The sequence below is a fragment of the Streptomyces meridianus genome (assembly GCF_023703325.1).
In the GTDB taxonomy this organism is placed as follows: Bacteria; Actinomycetota; Actinomycetes; order Streptomycetales; family Streptomycetaceae; genus Streptomyces; species Streptomyces meridianus.
Genome location: NZ_JAMQGM010000031.1, coordinates 26456 through 43029 on the forward strand (window position 1 = coordinate 26456; position 16574 = coordinate 43029).

Annotated in this window: 18 protein-coding genes and 1 pseudogene; 12 read left to right on the forward strand and 7 right to left on the reverse strand. The window is 71.1% G+C overall.

Annotation, left to right across the window (positions count from 1 at the left end):
* Positions 1-161: 161 nt before the first annotated feature.
* Positions 162-2285, reverse strand: a complete 2124-nt coding sequence (gene uvrB, locus M1E25_RS15235) for an excinuclease ABC subunit UvrB (RefSeq protein ID WP_251415608.1) — start codon at positions 2283-2285, stop codon at positions 162-164.
* Between the two features lie 325 nt (positions 2286-2610).
* Here uvrB and M1E25_RS15240 point away from each other — a divergent pair, with 325 nt between their 5' ends.
* The 5 genes and pseudogenes from M1E25_RS15240 (at position 2611) to M1E25_RS15260 (ending at position 7469) form a co-directional block, all read left to right on the forward strand.
* Positions 2611-3528, forward strand: coding sequence for a glycerophosphodiester phosphodiesterase (locus M1E25_RS15240; protein ID WP_251415612.1), 918 nt, complete (start codon positions 2611-2613; stop codon positions 3526-3528).
* Positions 3529-3711: 183 nt separating this feature from the next.
* Positions 3712-4224 (forward strand): methylated-DNA--[protein]-cysteine S-methyltransferase, encoded by a 513-nt coding sequence (locus tag M1E25_RS15245; protein WP_251415716.1) that lies wholly within the window; start codon positions 3712-3714, stop codon positions 4222-4224.
* Positions 4225-4321: 97 nt separating this feature from the next.
* Positions 4322-5611 carry an MFS transporter gene (locus tag M1E25_RS15250; RefSeq protein ID WP_372500854.1) on the forward strand — a complete coding sequence of 430 codons (1290 nt, stop codon included), beginning with the start codon at positions 4322-4324 and terminating at the stop codon, positions 5609-5611.
* Between the two features lie 169 nt (positions 5612-5780).
* A pseudogene (locus M1E25_RS15255) lies at positions 5781-6685 on the forward strand (S1 family peptidase).
* A gap of 61 nt (positions 6686-6746) precedes the next feature.
* Positions 6747-7469: a S1 family peptidase gene (locus M1E25_RS15260; RefSeq protein WP_251415614.1), complete on the forward strand. Its 723-nt coding sequence runs from the start codon at positions 6747-6749 to the stop codon at positions 7467-7469.
* 7 nt (positions 7470-7476) lie between these two features.
* Here M1E25_RS15260 and M1E25_RS15265 read toward each other — a convergent pair whose 3' ends face one another.
* From M1E25_RS15265 to M1E25_RS15275, 3 genes are all read right to left on the reverse strand, one after another.
* Positions 7477-8247 (reverse strand): alpha/beta fold hydrolase, encoded by a 771-nt coding sequence (locus M1E25_RS15265; protein WP_251415616.1) that lies wholly within the window; start codon positions 8245-8247, stop codon positions 7477-7479.
* Positions 8248-8354: 107 nt separating this feature from the next.
* The gene (locus M1E25_RS15270) at positions 8355-9137 is read right to left on the reverse strand and encodes a uracil-DNA glycosylase (RefSeq protein WP_251415618.1); all 783 of its coding nucleotides are present in this window, start codon (positions 9135-9137) and stop codon (positions 8355-8357) included.
* Positions 9138-9225: 88 nt separating this feature from the next.
* A complete protein-coding gene (locus M1E25_RS15275; protein ID WP_372500839.1) occupies positions 9226-9867 on the reverse strand; it encodes an NADPH-dependent FMN reductase in 642 nt (213 codons plus the stop codon).
* Between the two features lie 111 nt (positions 9868-9978).
* Here M1E25_RS15275 and soxR point away from each other — a divergent pair, with 111 nt between their 5' ends.
* From soxR to M1E25_RS15305, 6 genes are all read left to right on the forward strand, one after another.
* A complete protein-coding gene (gene soxR / locus M1E25_RS15280) occupies positions 9979-10434 on the forward strand; it encodes a redox-sensitive transcriptional activator SoxR (protein WP_251415620.1) in 456 nt (151 codons plus the stop codon).
* Positions 10435-10515: 81 nt separating this feature from the next.
* Positions 10516-10950: a type II toxin-antitoxin system PemK/MazF family toxin gene (locus M1E25_RS15285; protein ID WP_251415622.1), complete on the forward strand. Its 435-nt coding sequence runs from the start codon at positions 10516-10518 to the stop codon at positions 10948-10950.
* A gap of 5 nt (positions 10951-10955) precedes the next feature.
* A complete protein-coding gene (locus tag M1E25_RS15290) occupies positions 10956-11585 on the forward strand; it encodes a nucleoside/nucleotide kinase family protein (protein ID WP_251415625.1) in 630 nt (209 codons plus the stop codon).
* Between the two features lie 116 nt (positions 11586-11701).
* Positions 11702-12103 (forward strand): DnaJ family domain-containing protein, encoded by a 402-nt coding sequence (locus tag M1E25_RS15295; protein ID WP_251415628.1) that lies wholly within the window; start codon positions 11702-11704, stop codon positions 12101-12103.
* Between the two features lie 54 nt (positions 12104-12157).
* Positions 12158-12439, forward strand: a complete 282-nt coding sequence (locus tag M1E25_RS15300; protein WP_251415630.1) for a type II toxin-antitoxin system Phd/YefM family antitoxin — start codon at positions 12158-12160, stop codon at positions 12437-12439.
* Positions 12432-12836: a type II toxin-antitoxin system VapC family toxin gene (locus M1E25_RS15305; protein ID WP_251415632.1), complete on the forward strand. Its 405-nt coding sequence runs from the start codon at positions 12432-12434 to the stop codon at positions 12834-12836. Before M1E25_RS15300 ends, M1E25_RS15305 begins: the two co-directional genes overlap by 8 nt.
* A 230-nt stretch (positions 12837-13066) precedes the next feature.
* Here the strand turns inward: M1E25_RS15305 and gntA are convergent, their stop codons facing one another.
* From gntA to M1E25_RS15320, 3 genes are all read right to left on the reverse strand, one after another.
* Entirely contained in the window at positions 13067-13828 is a 762-nt protein-coding gene (gntA, locus tag M1E25_RS15310) for a guanitoxin biosynthesis heme-dependent pre-guanitoxin N-hydroxylase GntA (protein ID WP_251415634.1), read from the reverse strand.
* 347 nt (positions 13829-14175) lie between these two features.
* Positions 14176-15084, reverse strand: coding sequence for a GNAT family N-acetyltransferase (locus M1E25_RS15315; RefSeq protein WP_251415636.1), 909 nt, complete (start codon positions 15082-15084; stop codon positions 14176-14178).
* 46 nt (positions 15085-15130) lie between these two features.
* Positions 15131-15976 carry a hypothetical protein gene (locus M1E25_RS15320; protein WP_251415638.1) on the reverse strand — a complete coding sequence of 282 codons (846 nt, stop codon included), beginning with the start codon at positions 15974-15976 and terminating at the stop codon, positions 15131-15133.
* 367 nt (positions 15977-16343) lie between these two features.
* On the opposite strand from M1E25_RS15320, the gene M1E25_RS15325 reads away from it, so the two are divergent.
* On the forward strand, positions 16344-16547 hold the full coding sequence (locus tag M1E25_RS15325) for a hypothetical protein (protein WP_251415640.1): 204 nt from the start codon (positions 16344-16346) through the stop codon (positions 16545-16547).
* The last annotated feature ends 27 nt before the right edge of the window (positions 16548-16574 follow it).

A 16574-nucleotide genomic window follows, 5' to 3' on the forward strand; every position in this document is an offset into this window, starting at 1 on the left:
CCTCTCGTGCCGTGCCCACGCCCGCTGGTCGGGGCGGTCGGGCTCACAACCCTATGCAGCGCGGTCGCCGTCCCGCCGGACGAACGTCCGTTTTCCGGCGGTGTTGCGACAGTGCCGCCGAAGCCCCGGATTCCCCTCGGGGTCCGGGGCATGCCTCCGGTTCAGGAGAGGCCGGCCTCCCGCATCTGCCGCAGTTCCTTCTTGAGCTCCGACACCTCGTCACGCAGCCGCGCCGCCACCTCGAACTGGAGCTCCGCCGCGGCGGCCCGCATCCGTTCGGTCATCTCCTCGATGATTCCGGCGAGTTCGGCGGCCGGCCGGTCGGTGAGCTTCTCGCCGCCCGCATCGGCCTCGACCCTGCCCTTCCCCTTGAGCGCCGGGACGGGGGCCGGCGTCTTCCTGCCGTCCTTGACCTGGCGGTAGCCGGTTCCCAGAAGTTCGGCCGTGTCGACCTCCTCGCGGGCGAGGGTGGCGACGATGTCGTTGATCTTCTTGCGCAGCGGCTGCGGATCGAGCCCCTTCTCCTTGTTGTAGGCGATCTGCTTCTCCCGGCGGCGGTTGGTCTCCTCGATGGCCTTCTCCATCGCCGGGGTGATCTTGTCGGCGTACATGTGGACCTGGCCGGACACGTTGCGCGCGGCGCGTCCGATGGTCTGGATCAGGGAGGTTCCGGAGCGCAGGAAGCCCTCCTTGTCCGCGTCGAGGATCGCGACCAGGGACACCTCGGGGAGATCGAGCCCCTCGCGGAGCAGGTTGATGCCGACGAGCACGTCGTATTCACCCGCGCGCAGTTCCCGCAGCAGCTCGACCCGGCGCAGAGTGTCGACGTCGCTGTGCAGATAGCGCACCTGGATGCCCAGCTCGACCATGTAGTCGGTGAGGTCCTCGGCCATCTTCTTGGTCAGTGTGGTGACCAGGACCCGCTCGTCCTTCTCCGTTCGGGTGCGGATCTCGTGGATGAGGTCGTCGATCTGCCCCTCGGTGGACTTGACGATCACCTCCGGGTCCACGAGTCCCGTGGGCCGGATGATCTGCTCGACGACGCCGTCGCCGCGCGAGAGTTCGTACTGCCCCGGGGTCGCCGACAGGTACACCGTCTGGCCGATGCGCTCGAGGAACTCCTCCCACTTCAGGGGCCGGTTGTCCAGCGCCGACGGCAGCCGGAAGCCGTGCTCCACCAGCGTCCGCTTGCGGGAGGCATCCCCTTCGTACATCGCCCCGATCTGCGGCACGGTGACGTGCGACTCGTCGATGACGAGGAGGAAGTCCTCCGGGAAGTAGTCGAGCAGCGTGTTGGGCGCGGAGCCCGGTGCCCGGTCGTCGAAGTGGCGCGAGTAGTTCTCGATGCCGGAGCAGCTCCCGATCTGCCGCATCATCTCGATGTCGTAGGTCGTCCGCATCCGCAGCCGCTGCGCCTCCAGCAGCTTGCCCTGCTTCTCCATGCGGGCGAGGGTCTCCCCCAGCTCGGCCTCGATCCCGGTGACGGCACGCTCCAGGCGTTCGGGACCGCTGACGTAGTGGCTGGCGGGGAAGACGTAGAGCTGCCGGTCCTCCGAGATGACCTCACCGGTGAGCGGGTGGAGCGTGGACAGGGCCTCGATCTCGTCGCCGAACATCTCGATCCGGACGGCCAGCTCCTCGTAGACCGGGAAGATCTCGATGGTGTCCCCGCGGACCCGGAAGGTGCCGCGGGTGAACGCCATGTCGTTGCGCGTGTAGTGCATGTCGACGAAGCGGCGCAGGAGCTGGTCGCGGTCGATCTCGTCGCCGACCGCGAGAGGGGTCATGCGGTCCACGTACTCCTGCGGCGTACCGAGGCCGTAGATGCAGGACACGGAGGCCACGACGACCACATCGCGCCGGGTGAGCAGCGAGTTCGTCGCGGAGTGGCGCAGCCGTTCGACCTCCTCGTTGATCGAGGAGTCCTTCTCGATGTAGGTGTCCGACTGCGGTACGTACGCCTCGGGCTGGTAGTAGTCGTAGTACGAGACGAAGTACTCGACGGCGTTGTTCGGAAGCAGCTCCCGGAACTCGTTCGCGAGCTGTGCGGCCAGCGTCTTGTTCGGCGCCATGACCAGCGTCGGCCGCTGGAGCCTCTCGATCATCCACGCGGTCGTGGCGGACTTGCCGGTACCGGTCGCGCCGAGCAGGACGACGTTCTCCTCGCCGCCCTTGATGCGCCGCTCGAGGTCGGCGATGGCGGTCGGCTGGTCGCCGCTGGGCTGGTACGGGCTGACGACCTCGAAGGGCGCCACCGTGCGTTCGATCTGGGAAACGGGCCGCATGGATCCACCGTACGGCCACCCACCGACAACGAGGGCGGGCCCCGGATCCGGGGGCGGAAGGAGCGCGGACCGGGGAACGGTCCCGGGCGGCCCCGCGCCGGCCGACACGCCGCTCGGATCGACCACACGCCGCCGGTACGCCCGTCCGGCAGACACGGCCCGTCGATGTCACACAGGCATACAAGCAGTCGAGTACGCCGTACGGCCGCACGAGCAGCCCCGTCCGTGTTGTCGTTCTACATATATCCATCCCGCACCCGCCTTCCGCCTGTGGGGAGCTGGGACCCTCAGCGCATCCGTGGTCACACAACGCGAGGAGTCCTAAGTGCACACCCGCACCGTCGCAGCCACATCGGGCACGCTTCTGGGGTTCTGCGCACTCGTCCTCCCCATCGCCACCGCTGAGGCCTCCGCCGCCCGGCAGCCGACGACCGTCGCCCACCGCGGCGCGTCGGCCTACACCCCCGAGAACACGCTCGCCGCCGTCGACGAGGCGCACAAGCGCGGCATCACCTGGGTCGAGAACGACGTCCAGCGCACCAAGGACGGCCGGCTCGTCGTCATGCACGACACCACGCTGAACCGCACGACCGACGCCGAACAGGTCTACCCCGGCCGGTCTCCGTGGAAGATCTCCGACTTCACCCTCGCCCAGATCCAGCGGCTGGACGCGGGCAGCTGGTTCGCACCGGAATACCGCGGCCAGCGGGTGCCCACCCTGAAGCAGTACCTCGCCGCGGTCGACCGCAACAAGCAGAACCTCATGCTCGAGATCAAGGCGCCCGAGCTGTACCCCGGGATCGAGAAGGAGATTCTGGCGGAGCTGCGGAAAGAGGGCTGGCTCTCCGCCGGGCACCTCGCACGGCGGCTGATCGTCCAGAGCTTCAGCACCTCCAGCGTGAAGGCGGTGCACCGGCAGGCACCCGGCCTGAAGACCGCGTTCCTCGGTATGCCCAAGACCGGGGACCTGCCGGACTACGCCAAGTTCACCGACCAGATCAACCCCAGCCACAAGTCGGTCACGGCCGACTATCTGGCCGCCGTGCACCGGCTGAAGGGCGCGCACGACCGGAAGCTCGAGCTGTTCACCTGGACCGTCAACGACGGGCCGACCGCTGTGCGGCTGGCGAAGCTCGGTGTGGACGGAATCATCACCAACACGCCGGACGTGGTCCGGGACGCGGTGGCCGGAAAGAAGACGGCGGCCAAGCGGACCGAGGCGAAGAAGGCCGGTGCCTCCTGACCACAGCGAGCACCCGTGTGGCCGCTCTCCCCGGGCGGGCGGCCACGGTGTTCACGGTGGCGAAACGGCTTCCGGCTCCGGACTGTCGGTGGCCGGCCCTACGCTGAGCGCGTGAGTGCGACCCATGACGAGACCGGGCATGACAAGACCGCGGACGCCGCGGCGCCCCACGCCGAGTGGACGGTGACGGACAGCCCCGTCGGCCCGCTGCTGCTGGCCGCCACGGACCGGGGCCTGGTCGCGGTGGAGTTCCACGCCGGCCCCCGCACCGTCGCCACGGTGCTCGACCGGCTGACCCGCCGGCTGGGCGCCGAACCCCGGCAGGCGGCCGGCTCGTCCCGGCTGGCGGAACCGGTGCGGCAGCTGGACGCGTACTTCGCGGGCCGTCTGCGGCAGTTCGCCCTCCCGCTGGACTGGACGCTGAGCAGCGGATTCAACCGCCGGGTGCTGCAGGAGTTCGCCGCGCACGTGCCGCACGGGACACTCGTCGGCTACCAGGACCTGGCCGACCGCGTCGGCGAACCGGGAGCCGCGCGGGCGGTCGGCGCCGCGATGGGCTCCAACCCGCTGCCGGTCGTCGTGCCCTGCCACCGGGTGGTGGAGAGCAGCGGGGGCATCGGCGGGTTCGGCGGCGGCCTGGAGACCAAGCGCGCCCTACTGGCCCTGGAAGGCCTGCTGCCGCAGCCGCTGTTCTGATCCGCCGGCGGGGCGGGCCCCGGACGGGGTGTTCCGGCTGACCCTGGCCGCAGGGCCCACCGGCTGGCACACTGCCGAAGTGCCCGACTCCCCCGAAATAGCACGCCCCGTGCGCCCCGAAGCTCCCGTTCCGGCGTACGACCTTCCCGCGCTGCGGCGCCGGACCACCGCCGTGCTCGCCGGCAGCCAGGTGCTCGGCGGGCTGGGCGTGGCGACCGGGATCGCCCTCGCCTCCGTCCTGGCACAGCGGATCAGCGGCTCCGAGTCGCTGTCGGGGCTCGCCCAGACTGCGGCCATCGTCGGCACCGCCGTGCTGTCGGTCCCGCTCGCGGCCCTGATGGGTGCCCGCGGCAGGCGTCCCGGCCTCACCCTGGCTTACCTGATCGGGGCGGCGGGCGCCGGTCTGGTCGTCCTGGCGGCCGCCGCCGGGAGCTTCCCGCTGCTCCTGCTGGGCATGGCCGCGTTCGGGGCGTCGTCCTCGGCGAACCTCCAGGCACGCTTCGCGGCAGCCGACCTCGCGGAGGAGAACCAGCGCGGCCGGGCGATCTCCAGCGTCGTGTGGGCCACCACGATCGGCGCGGTCACCGGCCCCAACATCGCGGCCCCGGCAGGCCGGAGCGTCTCTTCTCTCGGCATTCCGCCCGAGGCGGGGCCGTTCCTGTGGGCCGGGGCGGTCTTCCTGCTGTGCGCCCTCCTGGTCACCGTGCTGCTGCGCCCCGATCCGCTGCTGACCGCGCGCGCTCTCGCTCCGCCGCAGAGCGAGGCGGAGGCCCGCTCCGGGCGCTCGCTGCGGGCCGGCCTGACCGCCGTCGCCGCGTCACCGAGGGCGAAGCTGGCCCTGCTGACGGTCAGCGTGTGCCATACGGTGATGGTCTCCGTCATGGTGATGACACCGGTCGATCTCGGCCATCACGGCGCAGGCATCGAGCTCATCGGCGTGGTGATCAGCCTGCACATCGCGGGCATGTACGCGCTCGCCCCGCTGATGGGATGGCTGAGCGACCGTGTGGGCCGGCTCGGCGGCATCGGTCTCGCGGTGGCCCTGCTGACGTGTGCCGCCCTGCTCGCCGGGACAGCGGGAGCGGATCACCGGCAGACGGCCGCGGGGTTGTTTCTGCTCGGCCTCGGCTGGTCGGCCGGACTCGTCTCCGGTTCGGCGCTGCTGACCGACTCCGTACCGCCGGGGGCACGGCCGGCCGCGCAGGGGCTGTCGGATCTGGTGACGAACTCCAGTGCCGGACTCGGCGGCGCGATCGCGGGTGTGATCGCCGCCAAGGCTGGCTACGGCGCGCTGAACCTGTCCGCAGCGCTCCTGCTGCTTCCGGTTGCGGCCCTGGCACTGGCGGCCCGGGGCCGGGGAACAACGCAGCCCGCCGCGCACCCCTGAGCCGTCGCCCCGGTCCAGGTGGTCAACGGCAACGGAAACGGCCGAAAGCGACCTTGCGCATCGGGAGCGACGTTTCGATACTTCCCACGACATTGTCAGGAGCACGTCCAGATCGGCGCAGACCGCAGGGCGGCACCCGGACCGACACAGGGACCGCCCTCACCGGCCGATTCCCCTCAGGAGGCCCGAGTTGAAGTCCGGACGCTCATACCTGATCGCCTCAGCCGCTGCGGGCCTGCTCGCCGCGGCCACACTCCTCGCGCCGGGTGCCCGTGCAGCCGCGCCACCCTCGAAAGCAGTCCTGTCCGCAGCCGCCGAAGCCGTCGAGAAGGCGGACATCGGGGGGACCGCCTGGGTCGTGGATCCGAGGACGAACACCCTGCGGGTCACTGCCGACTCGACCGTGGACGCGGCCGAACTGGCCCGGCTGCACACCGCCACCGCCCGCCACGACCACGCGGTCACCATCGAGCGGACCGACGGCGTTCTGCGCCCTTACGTGTCGGGCGGCAGCACCGTCTACAGCAGCGCCGGCTGGCGCTGCATCGCGGTTTCAACGTCCACAGCGGCTCGACGTACTACTTCCTCACCGCGGGGCACTGTACCGACGGCTTCCCGACCTGGTACGCCGACTATGCACGCACCGTCTACATCGGCCCCACCGTGGGCGCCAGCTATCCCAACAACGACTACGGCCTCGTGCGCTACGACAACCCGGCAGTGCCGCACCCCAGTGAAGTCAGGAACTTCTCGGGCGTCGTCACACAGATCACCCAGGCCGGCAACCCCACGGTCGGACAGCAGATCTGCACCACCAACGACCAGACGGACGTCGTCCACTGCGGCAGTGTCACCGCGCTCAACGCGACCGTCAACTACGGCGACGGCAACGTCGTCTACGGCATGGCGCAGACGAACATGTGCTCCGAAGCAGGGTGGAGCGGCTCTCCGGTGTTCTCCGGGACGACCGCCCTCGGCCTTGTATCGGGCGGTTCCGGCAACTGCAGCTCGGGCGGAACGACCTTCTTCCAGCCCGTCACCGAGGCCCTGAACGCCTACGGCGTGACCATCTGAGCCCGGCCTCGCCACCTCTGGCCCGGGGCCGGCCCCGGGCCCACCTCTCCTGGAGCCGCACATGAGAACCGAACGCGTCCCCCTGCTCACCGGCGCAGCGGCCGTCCTGGTCGCCGCTGCGCTGTTCCTGGCACCGAACGCCCGCGCGGCAGCGCCGCCCGCGGAGAACAGCCCTGCACACGCGCCCGTCCATGTGACGTCCGATGCCCGGAGCGTCGAAGTGGCGGGCGGAGACGTCATCTGGTCCGACATCGGATCGGCATGCCGAACGTCCTTCAACGCCGCGAGCGGCTCGGCCCACTACATCCTGATGCCCGGTCACTGCACCGACGGCACCACGCAGTGGTACGCCGACTCTGCACGCACCGTGCCGATCGGCCCCACGGTCGGCTCCGCCTTCCCCGGCAACGACTACGGTCTGGTGCGCTACGACAACCCCGAGGTGTTCCCGGTCGGGACGGCGAACGGCGTGGACATCACCGGTGCGGGCAACGCATACGTCGGACAGACGGTCATGACCCGGAGTTCGAGCACCGGCACCCATTCGGGCACCGTCACCGCGGTCAACCAGACCGTCGACTTCGGCGGCGGAGACGTCGTCAGCGGACTGATCAGGACCAACCTGTGCAACGAACCGGTCACCGGCGGCCCGGGGCCGGCGACCTCGGGGTCGATGGCGATCGGCATTCCCGTGGGCGGCTCGGGCAGTTGTTCCACCGGGATGACGACGTACTACCAGCCGGTCACCGAGGCCCTCGCCGCATACGGACTCACCATCTACTGAGCGTCGGTCAGTCCTCGGTCGGCGCAGCTGCGACGGCCCGGGCGAATCCGTCCGGGTTGTCCAGCATGATGTTGTGCCCGCAGTCGGGAATCGGAACCAGCACGACGCCCGCACCTGCCAGTTCGGCGGCCCCGCGCGGCACTCCGTCGCTCTCGGGCACCAGGTGGGTGCGCGGGATCTTCAGGTCCAGGAGAAGCTCCCGCATGGTGGGCACGGTGCCGCGGGTGAGATGTGTCGCGCTGCGGTGGAGCGCCTCGAGCCCGGCCAGCCGCATGGTGGCCCACCAGTGCGGGCCGGCTGCATCGCGTACCTCCTCCCAGCCGCCGGCGAGGAAGTCCGCCTCGGAGTACGCGGCGATGCCGCTGCTGCCGGCCCCGCCGGGAGCCGGCCTGATCGGATCGAGGTTGGCGTCCACCAGCACCAGGCGCGAGACCAGGTGGGGGTGGCGGGACGCCAGGACGACGGCGATCGAGCCGCCCATGCTGTGGGCCACGAGCTCCGTCCCGAAGACGCCCGCTGCCCCGAGGGCCGCAGCGAGCGCGTCGGCGTGTGCTTCGAGCGTGTAGCCGAAGTCGGTGGGCCGGTCGCTGATGCCGAAGCCGAGAAGGTCGACCAGGAGGGAACGGCGGCCCGCGAGCAGCGGATGCGAGGCGGCCTGCGCGAAATAGGCGGGCGAGGTCGCCCCCAGCCCGTGCACGTAGACCCTGGCCGGCTCCTCCCCGGCCAGCTCCACCCATCGGATGCGGTCGCCCCGTTCGGTCACCACAGCACTGCGCATGCTCCGCTCCCCCTGCCCATGAGCCGGCCGATCCGCAGGCACGGCAGAACGACCCTAACGGCGGCCCCGGTCGGCCGCCGGGGTTTTCCCGCGAGGGACTCCGATGCTCACGCACCCCGCAGGCCGGATGCCTCCGCCGCCGTCCGCAGCACCTCGCGGAGCATCTGCGGTGTGAGCCTGCCGGTGGACACGTTGCGTTGGCTGGGGTGGTAACAGCCGAACACCTGCAGCGGACGCCCGCCGGCGCCGTCTGCCAGCACGGTTCGTACGCCGTGCCCGAACACCGGACGGGGACGCGGGACCACCCACCCCGCCGCGGACAGCACCGGCAGCAGCGCCTGCCAGCCGAAGCCGCCGAGGACGACCGCGGATCGCAAGGAAGGTCGCAGCAACCGGAGTTCGCGGGCGAGCCACGGGCGGCAGGTGTCCCGCTCCCCCGGGGTCGGCCGGTTCGCGGGCGGTGCGCAATGGACCGGGACGGCGATGCGTACGCCCGACAACTCCAGGCCGTCCCCGACACGGACAGCGGTGGGCTGCGACGCGAGGCCCTCCGCGTGCAGGGCGGCGAACAACACGTCACCGGAGGGGTCGCCGGTGAACGCCCGTCCGGTGCGGTTGCCTCCGTGGGCGGCGGGAGCCAGCCCCACCACGGCCATCGCCGCGTTCGCGGGTCCGAACCCGGGAACCGGCCTGCCCCAGTACTCCCAGTCCCGGAACGCCCGGCGCTTGACCCGGGCGACCTCCTCCCGCCAGGCCACCAGGCGCGGGCAGGCCCGGCAGCCGGTCACCGCGGCGTCCAGCTCACGCAGATCCGCGGCGCGGGGCGCACGGTGCAGGGGGTAGCCGGGGGCGTCGGGCCCGGGATCCCGGCCATGCGCTGCCGCGCCCATCGCGACCGCCCTCTCGTCGGCTTCCTGCTCGTTCCCCCTCTCCGTTCTCGTTCCACGCCCACGCCCCCGTTACGCGGATCCGGGCAGTTCAGGACGCGTACGGGTGGGCGGCGCGGGCATTGCGCAGCGCGATGGCCCACCAGGTGATCTGGTCCAGCAGGTACTTGGCCGGACCCTCGCAGTCCTCCGGGCGCAGGGGCCTGCCGTCGTCGGCGAAGCGGTCCCACGGATTGCTGAAGCTGACGGTGGCGCGCACGGTGACGGCATGCAGTTCGGCGAAGACGGGCCGCAGCTGTTCGACTGCGCGCAGCCCGCCGGAGATCCCTCCGTACGACACGAAGCCGACGGGCTTGGCGTGCCACTCCTGGTTGTGGGCGTCGATGGCGTTCTTCAGGGGCGCGGGGAAGCTGTGGTTGTACTCGGGGGTGACGACGACGAACGCGTCGGCCGCAGCCAGTCTCGGGGCGATCTGCGCCCCGGCCCGAACGCTGCCCGGCCCGTGGCCGAGGGCGGGCAGCGGCGCCTCGGCGAGATCGATGAGGTCGACGTCCAGGTCCTCACGCGCGGCGGCGCGCCCGGCGAACCAGTTCGCGACGGTGGGTCCGAACCGGCCCTGCCGCGTACTGCCGATGATCACCGCCAGCCGGAGGGGCGCGCCGGCCCCGGCAGCGGCGGGCTCGGGCGTGGAGGTCTCGGGCATGGAGGTCTCGGGCATGGAGGTCTCGGGCATGGAGGTCCCCTGTCGTCGTGTGCGGTCGGCTTCGCTGCGCCGCCCGCTGCGGGCGGCACGGGAGGACTCTCGTACCTGAACCGAGGTTGAGGTCAAGCTAGGGTCACTCTCATGCCCGATTCCTCTTCGGCCGCGCCCGAGCTGACCATCGGCGAGTTGTCCCGGCGCAGCGGCGTTCCGGCCTCCGCGCTCCGCTTCTACGAACGGCAGGGACTCATTCACAGTCGCCGCACCAGCGGCAACCAGCGCCGCTACCACCGGACCACTCTCCGCCGGATCGCGTTCCTGAGGGCGTCTCAGAGCGTGGGCATGCCGCTGTCGGTCATCGGCGAGGTGCTGGGGTTCCTGCCGGAGGACACCGCACCCACCCGGGAGATGTGGGCGACAGCGTCGGAGTGCTGGACGAAGGAGATCAATGCCCGGATCGCGAAGATGGAGCGGATGCGGGACCGGTTCACCGAGTGCATCGGGTGCGGCTGCCTGTCATTCGACGTGTGCGCGCTGGTGAATCCCGACGACGAACTCGCATCCCGCGGCCCCGGTCCCCGGCGGCTGCTCCAGCCCTGACCGGAGGCCGACGGGGCCCCCGGGGACGGCTCGGCCGCGGTCGATAGCGTGTGCGCCACAGAACCGAGCGATGGGACGCAGATGTTGGACGAGTATCCCGGCCAGAGTGGACCCGGTGCGACGGTCGAGGCCCAGGCACACGCCGTGGGAACGATAAGGACCCAGTACGCACCCGACCCGGACGGCGACCCGGACCCGGGCGAGATCGTGTGGACCTGGGTGCCGTACGAGGAGAACGACGGACGCGGGAAGGACCGCCCGGTGCTCGTGGTGGCCCGCGAGGCGAAGGGCACCGTGCTCGCCGTCCAGCTCTCGAGCCGCTGCCACGACGACGACCCGGAGTGGCTGCCGATGGGCTCCGGGCCGTGGGACCGGTCCGGGCGGGAGTCCTGGGTCGACCTGGAGCGGGTCCTGCGCGTGCACCCGGACGGCATGCGGCGCGAGGCGTGCGCGCTGGACCGGGCGCGGTTCAACCGGGTCGTCCACAGCCTGCAGTTGCGCTACGGGTGGCGCTGACCCCGATGACGGACCACCTGGTGCGTGACGCCGCGGCGCTGGCCCGACCCGGCGGGCGGGCGGTGCTCGGCATCGTCGGCCCGCCGGGCTCGGGCAAGTCGACGCTGGCGAAGCGCCTGGTCGCGGGGGTGAACGAGCAACTCGGGACGGATGCCGCCGCGTACTTCCCAATGGACGGCTTCCACCTGTCCAACGCCCAACTGACCCGCTTGGGACTCCAACTGCGCAAGGGCTCCCCGCCGAGTTTCGACGTGCAGGGCTATCTGGCGCTGCTGGAACGGCTGTTGACGGACGACCGGCATCCGGTCTACCTCCCCGACTACGACCGGGAGCTGCACGAGCCGGTGGCGGCAAGGCTCGTGGTGCCGCCCACCGCCAGGCTCGTCGTCACCGAGGGGAACTACCTGGCCTGCGACGAACCGGGCTGGCGCGAGTTGCGGGCGCGTCTCGCGGAGGTCTGGTACGTCGAGGTGCCGGCCGGTGTCCGGGAGGCACGGCTGGTGGAACGGCAACTGGCCGGGGGCCTGAGCCCCGAGGCGGCACGCGCGTGGGTCGAGACCAACGACCGGCCGAACGGCGAGCTGGTCGAGCGCTACCGGGGCAACTGCACCCGGACCGTGGCCCCGGGCGGGTGATCCGGTGGGGCAGGCACCTGGCGGGCCATGGGAGGCAGCGGGTTACGACAGCGTCACCCTCTGCGTTCCGGGGGAGAATGGGTGCACGGATCCAGCCGACGGACGAAAGGGCAACCATGACCGAACGCAAGCCGCCGGGCCTCGACTTCGAGTCGTGGGTCGACAAGCAGATCCGTGAGGCGAGCGAGCGCGGCGCCTTCGACGACCTGGCCGGCGCGGGCAAGCCCCTCCCGGAGCTGGACCGGCCGTACGACGAGCTGTGGTGGGTCCGGAAGAAGATGCACCAGGAGGGCGTGGCCGTGCTCCCGCCGGCGCTGGCGCTGCGCAAGGAGGCGGAGGACGTCCACGTGACGGCCGCGAAGGCGCGCTCCGAGGCCGAGGTGCGGCGGATCGTGGCGGAGATCAACGAGCGGATCGCGGAAGCGCTCAGGCGTCCGCCGGCCGGGCCGCCGCTGAGCCTCTCCCCGCTGGACGCCGACGAGGTCGTCGGCCGGTGGCGCGCGGAACGCTCCGACTGAGCCCCGCCCGCGCTACGCGTAGCGCACTGCATTACAGCGCTATACAATGGTGTCATGAAGACGATTACCCAGCGTGAACTCGCGGCGCGCTCCAAAATCGTTCTCGACGACGTGGAGGCCGGGGAGGTCTACCACATCACCCGGAACGGCGTGGAGATCGCCGAGGTCAGACCCCTCAGCACCCGCCGGCGCTTCGTTCCGGTCGAGGAACTGCAGCAGAGGTGGCGCAACGCTCCGCCCGTGAGTCATGCCCGGATGCGTGAGGAAGCGGACGAGTTCTTCGGGGACGAGGACCGGGTCGGCGACGACGCGAACGCCTGGGACCGGCGTGACTGACCGGCACCCCCGGGGGCTCCTCGACACCTGCGTGGTCATCGACCTGCCCACGATCGACCCGCGGTTCCTGCCCGTGGAGGCGGCCATCGCCTCGGTCGTGCTCGCAGAGCTCGCCCAGGGTGTGGCGATGACGAGCGACCCGGTGGAGACCATGGCGCGCGCCGAGCGGCTCGCCGACGCCGAGGCGGCGTTCTCCACCATCCCGTTCGACCGGGAGGCCGCCCGCCGCTTCGGCTCCCTGGTGGCCCTGACGCTGAAGGCCAACCGCAATCCGCGTCCACGCCGCATGGACCTGATGATCGCCGCCACGGCGGCAGCGCACGGCCTGCCCCTGTTCACCCGCAACATCGCCGACTTCCGCGGCCTGGAGGACGGAGTGGAGATCGTCGCCGTCTGAGCCCGCCGGGGAGGCCGCCACGCCGGAGAACCGCACGCAGTCGCGCCCGCAATCTGCCGGGACGCCGTTGTCCGCTGCACGGCCCCGACCCGTGCGAGCCCGTGTGCGGGCGGCGCGCTTCCCACGAACCGGCGCGCAGGAATCCCGTCAACGCCTCGGCGGCGGCCCCCGGAAAGGGGTGCCGCCGCCGAGGCGTTCACCTGGCCGTGATCGCGGCCGGTCGACGACGCTCAGGCCCGCGCGGGCTCGCGGTCGCCCTCCAGCTCCAGGCCCTGGTCGAGTTCCCTCTCCAGCTCCTGATCGAGGTCCGGCTCGGTGACGTGGGCCGTCGCCGGGGCGCTCTCGCGTGCGGAGAACGGGCACTGCCAGTCCGCGGCCTTGGGGCGGCCGGAGTAGCGCCGCGCCTCGGACAGCTGCTCGTACTCGTACAGGTTCGGGTTGATGTCGCCCTGAAGCTTGATGTCCTGCTTGCGTATCTTGTCGGCCAGCCGGTCCCACATGCCCGCCCGCTTGATACGCGCGAACTGCTCGTGGGAGTTGAACGCCAGCATCGGGAACGGGGGCCTGCGGCCGAGCCGGACGTGGGTCTCGTGCAGTCCGATCACGAAGAACGGGTGTCCGGCGACGCTGAAGGCGAATTCTCCGGAGGAGGCGTCCGAGGAGTAACCCTCGGCCCAGCGGTAGGACTCGGCGTCGTACTCGTGCAGCAGTTGGAGCTGCTGCCAGAGCAGGCTCTCGAACTCGAGCTCGTCCACACCGCGCGGCTGCTCGAAGGTCGCGACGAAGCTGGTGAAGGACCGGGCGCTCCAGTCCGCGGACTGCACGAACCGCTCGAGATCGCGGGCCATGCGGCGGGCCGATTCGTCACTGCCCAGCCGTTCGTAGTGCCGATGATCGATCCCGCCCTGACGCCAGGCCGACCGGCCCGCCAGACAGGAAAACCTGTCCCCCAGCAAGAACTTCTCGACCTCACCACGCGCTTCCGCGGTCATGGCCGGCCCTCCTTCCCATTGCACGCTCCCGAGGGAGATCAACTCCTGCACAATGCCATGGCTGTCGTTCCGGATTCCTGCCCGATCGCACGGCAACCGCCCAGCTCGAACAGCCCGCAGGACGGGCTGAGGCCGGGATCGGCCGCGGATCGGAAAAGGGCACCCCGGCGATTGTGACGGTGCAGGCCCGATCAAGGAAATCCGCCCCGTCCCCCTTCGTTCCCCGCCACCCCTGTCAGGGCGTTGACGACCGCTCCGGTCTCACGTCGCGCGATGGTGCGGACGCGATCGGTCACGGTGTACGTGGCGGGCGGGCCGGTACGCGGGCGGCTCGCGCCTGCGTCCGATCAGCCGAGTTCGAGGCTCGTGACAGCGTACGTGCACTCGGACCGTACCGGGAGGACGGGACCGTTGTACATGCGTACGGTGTGCGAGGACGGTGACAGGCCACAGGCCTCCGCAAGGGCCGTCGCCGTTTCGTGGGTCTCGGGGACGTCGACGAAAACCTGTTCACCGGGATCGAGCACGGCAATCAGGGCGTCCAGGAGCGCTTCGGCGTCCTCGGCGGTGTCGGCGAACAGCGGCCCGATGCGCCGGCCGCTACGGGCGGGCCGGACGACCCCGTAGCCGGCGACGCCACCGTCACGGATGACGGCGCGGGCCGTGTGGCCGTCGGCCGACAGCCAGCGAGCGAGGAAGTCACGGCGCTCGGCGGGGAAGCACCGCCGGTCGTAGGCCGCGATCGCGTCGACGTGGTCCGCGGTGACGGGCACGACCTCTCCGCCGGCCAGGGGTTCCGCGGGGCCGGCGGCTTTGACGGGGCGGCCCGCCCAGCGAACGGAGCGGTGGGACGCGGTGAAACCGGAGCGCTCGTAGGTGGCCTGCTGGGCGGGCACCGCGTCCAGGCCGACGGTCCGGCCGACGGCGTGCGGCAGGGCGGCGTGCCAGGTGGCGAGACCCAGCCCGCGCTCCCTGTGCTCCGGGTCGACGAGGTAGTAGCCCAGGAAGGCGTACTCGGGGGAGTAGATGACGACGGAGACCGCCGAGACGATCCGGCCGTCCAGCCGCCCGACGAAGAACCCGGCCGGGTCGGTGGGGTGGAAACAGGCCGCGTCCTGCCGTCCGGGATTCCAGTCCTCCACGGCGGCCCAGGCGACGACCTGTTCCCATTCCTCCAGCGAGGCCGTGGTGACGGTGAGCCCGTCCGCTGCCCCCGGGACGGGGCCCCCGGCGGATGAGCGCTGGTGAGCGGTCATGGCGGACGTCCTCTCCGGGATGCAGCCCCACGTGGTCGGGAGTCGTTCAGGAACGCGGCACTCTCACCTCATCACGGATGCGCCCCGTCTTGTCGGCGAAGCTCTGAAGATCGATGGACGCCGGCGCGGCCCCCATGCTCGTGGCGTCGCTCTCCAGCACGCTGCCGAGCGCGCCGTTGTCCACCCAGACGCACACGGGGACGCTGATGTCCTGGCCGCTCTGGTGCTTCACGAGCACTTCGCACGTGACGGGCTCGTCCGAGCCGGCCGGGGTGAAGTCCTTGGGCGGGATCGGGACCTCCGCGCCGTCCCCTTCCGAAACGCCGTGCAGGAAGCTCGACTTCGACCTCTCCGGGTCGTCGAAGGTCCCGAAGTAGCCGGTGAAGACCAGGGCGCGGGTCTGCGTGCCGGTGCCGGCGGTGTACTGGCCGCTGACGGGTTTCACGCCGTGCTCGTAGCTGCCGTGGTCCGGAACCTTGTCGTCCATCATCCGGCTCAGGTCGTCGCCCAGGGTGTACGTGCCGTTGTCGAGCGTCTTCGGGAGCCTGAGCTCGTATTCGGGTGAGGCGGCTGCACTCGAGGAGTTGCTGCCGCCGCCGTCGGACATCCCCCGCAGGACGCCGATCACACCTGCCGCGAACACGACGGCCGCGATGGCGATCGCGACCGGCTTTCCGCGGTTCTTCTGCGGCGACGGGCCCATCGGGGGCTGCCCCCAGCCACCGCCCGGGTACGGCTGCTGTCCGTACGGCGCCGGCGGTTGCTGCGGGAACGGCGCCTGCGGCGGGTACGGCACCTGCGGGGGAGGGGCCTGCTGGTAGGGCTGCTGGGGAGGGGGCCCGCCATACGGAGGCGGGTGGGCGCCGGGCGGTTGCCAGGGTGGGTTGGTCATATCCGGGGGGACTTCCTGTGGTGGGCCTCCGGCGAGCCCACAGGGGTGCCCGTGCACCCCGTTCGGGATGCACGAAGTCCGGCGGCGTCGCCAAGTCCCCCGTCCGCTTCGCCGAATTCGAGCAGACTGCCCAGAGCCTACCGATCGGCTCCGACGACGGCCGGGGAATCCGCGGATCGGGCCGTGGCTCTCCACGGCAGCGGCCGGCGCCAGTTCCCTGCGGCGTAGCACCGTGCCGGTCGCGGCCATGTGATCGCGCGAAAATCGGTTTACGTCTCCCCACCGCTGGCTAGCCTGGACCGGAACCATCGGAGATCCGACCGAACGCCGCGGGCGGATGCCCGCGCCACACTCCGGAGGGTGCACCATGGCCGACGTGTATGTGCCGCAGCGGGGCGATCGCTACCACCTCTACGAGGACTGCTCCGGTATCGAGTACGGACGCAGCGGCAACGCCGCCAACGGGTGGGACACCTATCCCGCCTGCATGATGCCCATCGCCGCCGCCGAGTCGGCGGGCAGGACCCTGTGCCGCAGCTGCTGCGCGAGGGCGGTCGCGGTCGCAGCCTGAGCCTCCGGGAGGCGAGGCTGAGTGGGG

Bases quoted from the DNA above. Each gene is read 5' to 3' on its own strand.
- M1E25_RS15300 (WP_251415630.1), top strand. From the start codon at position 12,158: ATGAAGACGATTACCCAGCGTGAACTCGCGGCGCGCTCCAAAATCGTT.
- M1E25_RS15260 (WP_251415614.1), top strand. From the start codon at position 6,747: ATGAGAACCGAACGCGTCCCCCTGCTCACCGGCGCAGCGGCCGTCCTG.
- M1E25_RS15295 (WP_251415628.1), top strand. From the start codon at position 11,702: ATGACCGAACGCAAGCCGCCGGGCCTCGACTTCGAGTCGTGGGTCGAC.
- M1E25_RS15320 (WP_251415638.1), bottom strand. From the start codon at position 15,976: ATGACCAACCCACCCTGGCAACCGCCCGGCGCCCACCCGCCTCCGTAT.
- M1E25_RS15325 (WP_251415640.1), top strand. From the start codon at position 16,344: ATGGCCGACGTGTATGTGCCGCAGCGGGGCGATCGCTACCACCTCTAC.
- M1E25_RS15290 (WP_251415625.1), top strand. From the start codon at position 10,956: ATGACGGACCACCTGGTGCGTGACGCCGCGGCGCTGGCCCGACCCGGC.
- M1E25_RS15315 (WP_251415636.1), bottom strand. From the start codon at position 15,084: ATGACCGCTCACCAGCGCTCATCCGCCGGGGGCCCCGTCCCGGGGGCA.
- M1E25_RS15270 (WP_251415618.1), bottom strand. From the start codon at position 9,137: ATGGGCGCGGCAGCGCATGGCCGGGATCCCGGGCCCGACGCCCCCGGC.
- M1E25_RS15285 (WP_251415622.1), top strand. From the start codon at position 10,516: ATGTTGGACGAGTATCCCGGCCAGAGTGGACCCGGTGCGACGGTCGAG.
- M1E25_RS15275 (WP_372500839.1), bottom strand. From the start codon at position 9,867: ATGCCCGAGACCTCCATGCCCGAGACCTCCATGCCCGAGACCTCCACG.
- soxR (WP_251415620.1), top strand. From the start codon at position 9,979: ATGCCCGATTCCTCTTCGGCCGCGCCCGAGCTGACCATCGGCGAGTTG.
- gntA (WP_251415634.1), bottom strand. From the start codon at position 13,828: ATGACCGCGGAAGCGCGTGGTGAGGTCGAGAAGTTCTTGCTGGGGGAC.
- uvrB (WP_251415608.1), bottom strand. From the start codon at position 2,285: ATGCGGCCCGTTTCCCAGATCGAACGCACGGTGGCGCCCTTCGAGGTC.
- M1E25_RS15265 (WP_251415616.1), bottom strand. From the start codon at position 8,247: ATGCGCAGTGCTGTGGTGACCGAACGGGGCGACCGCATCCGATGGGTG.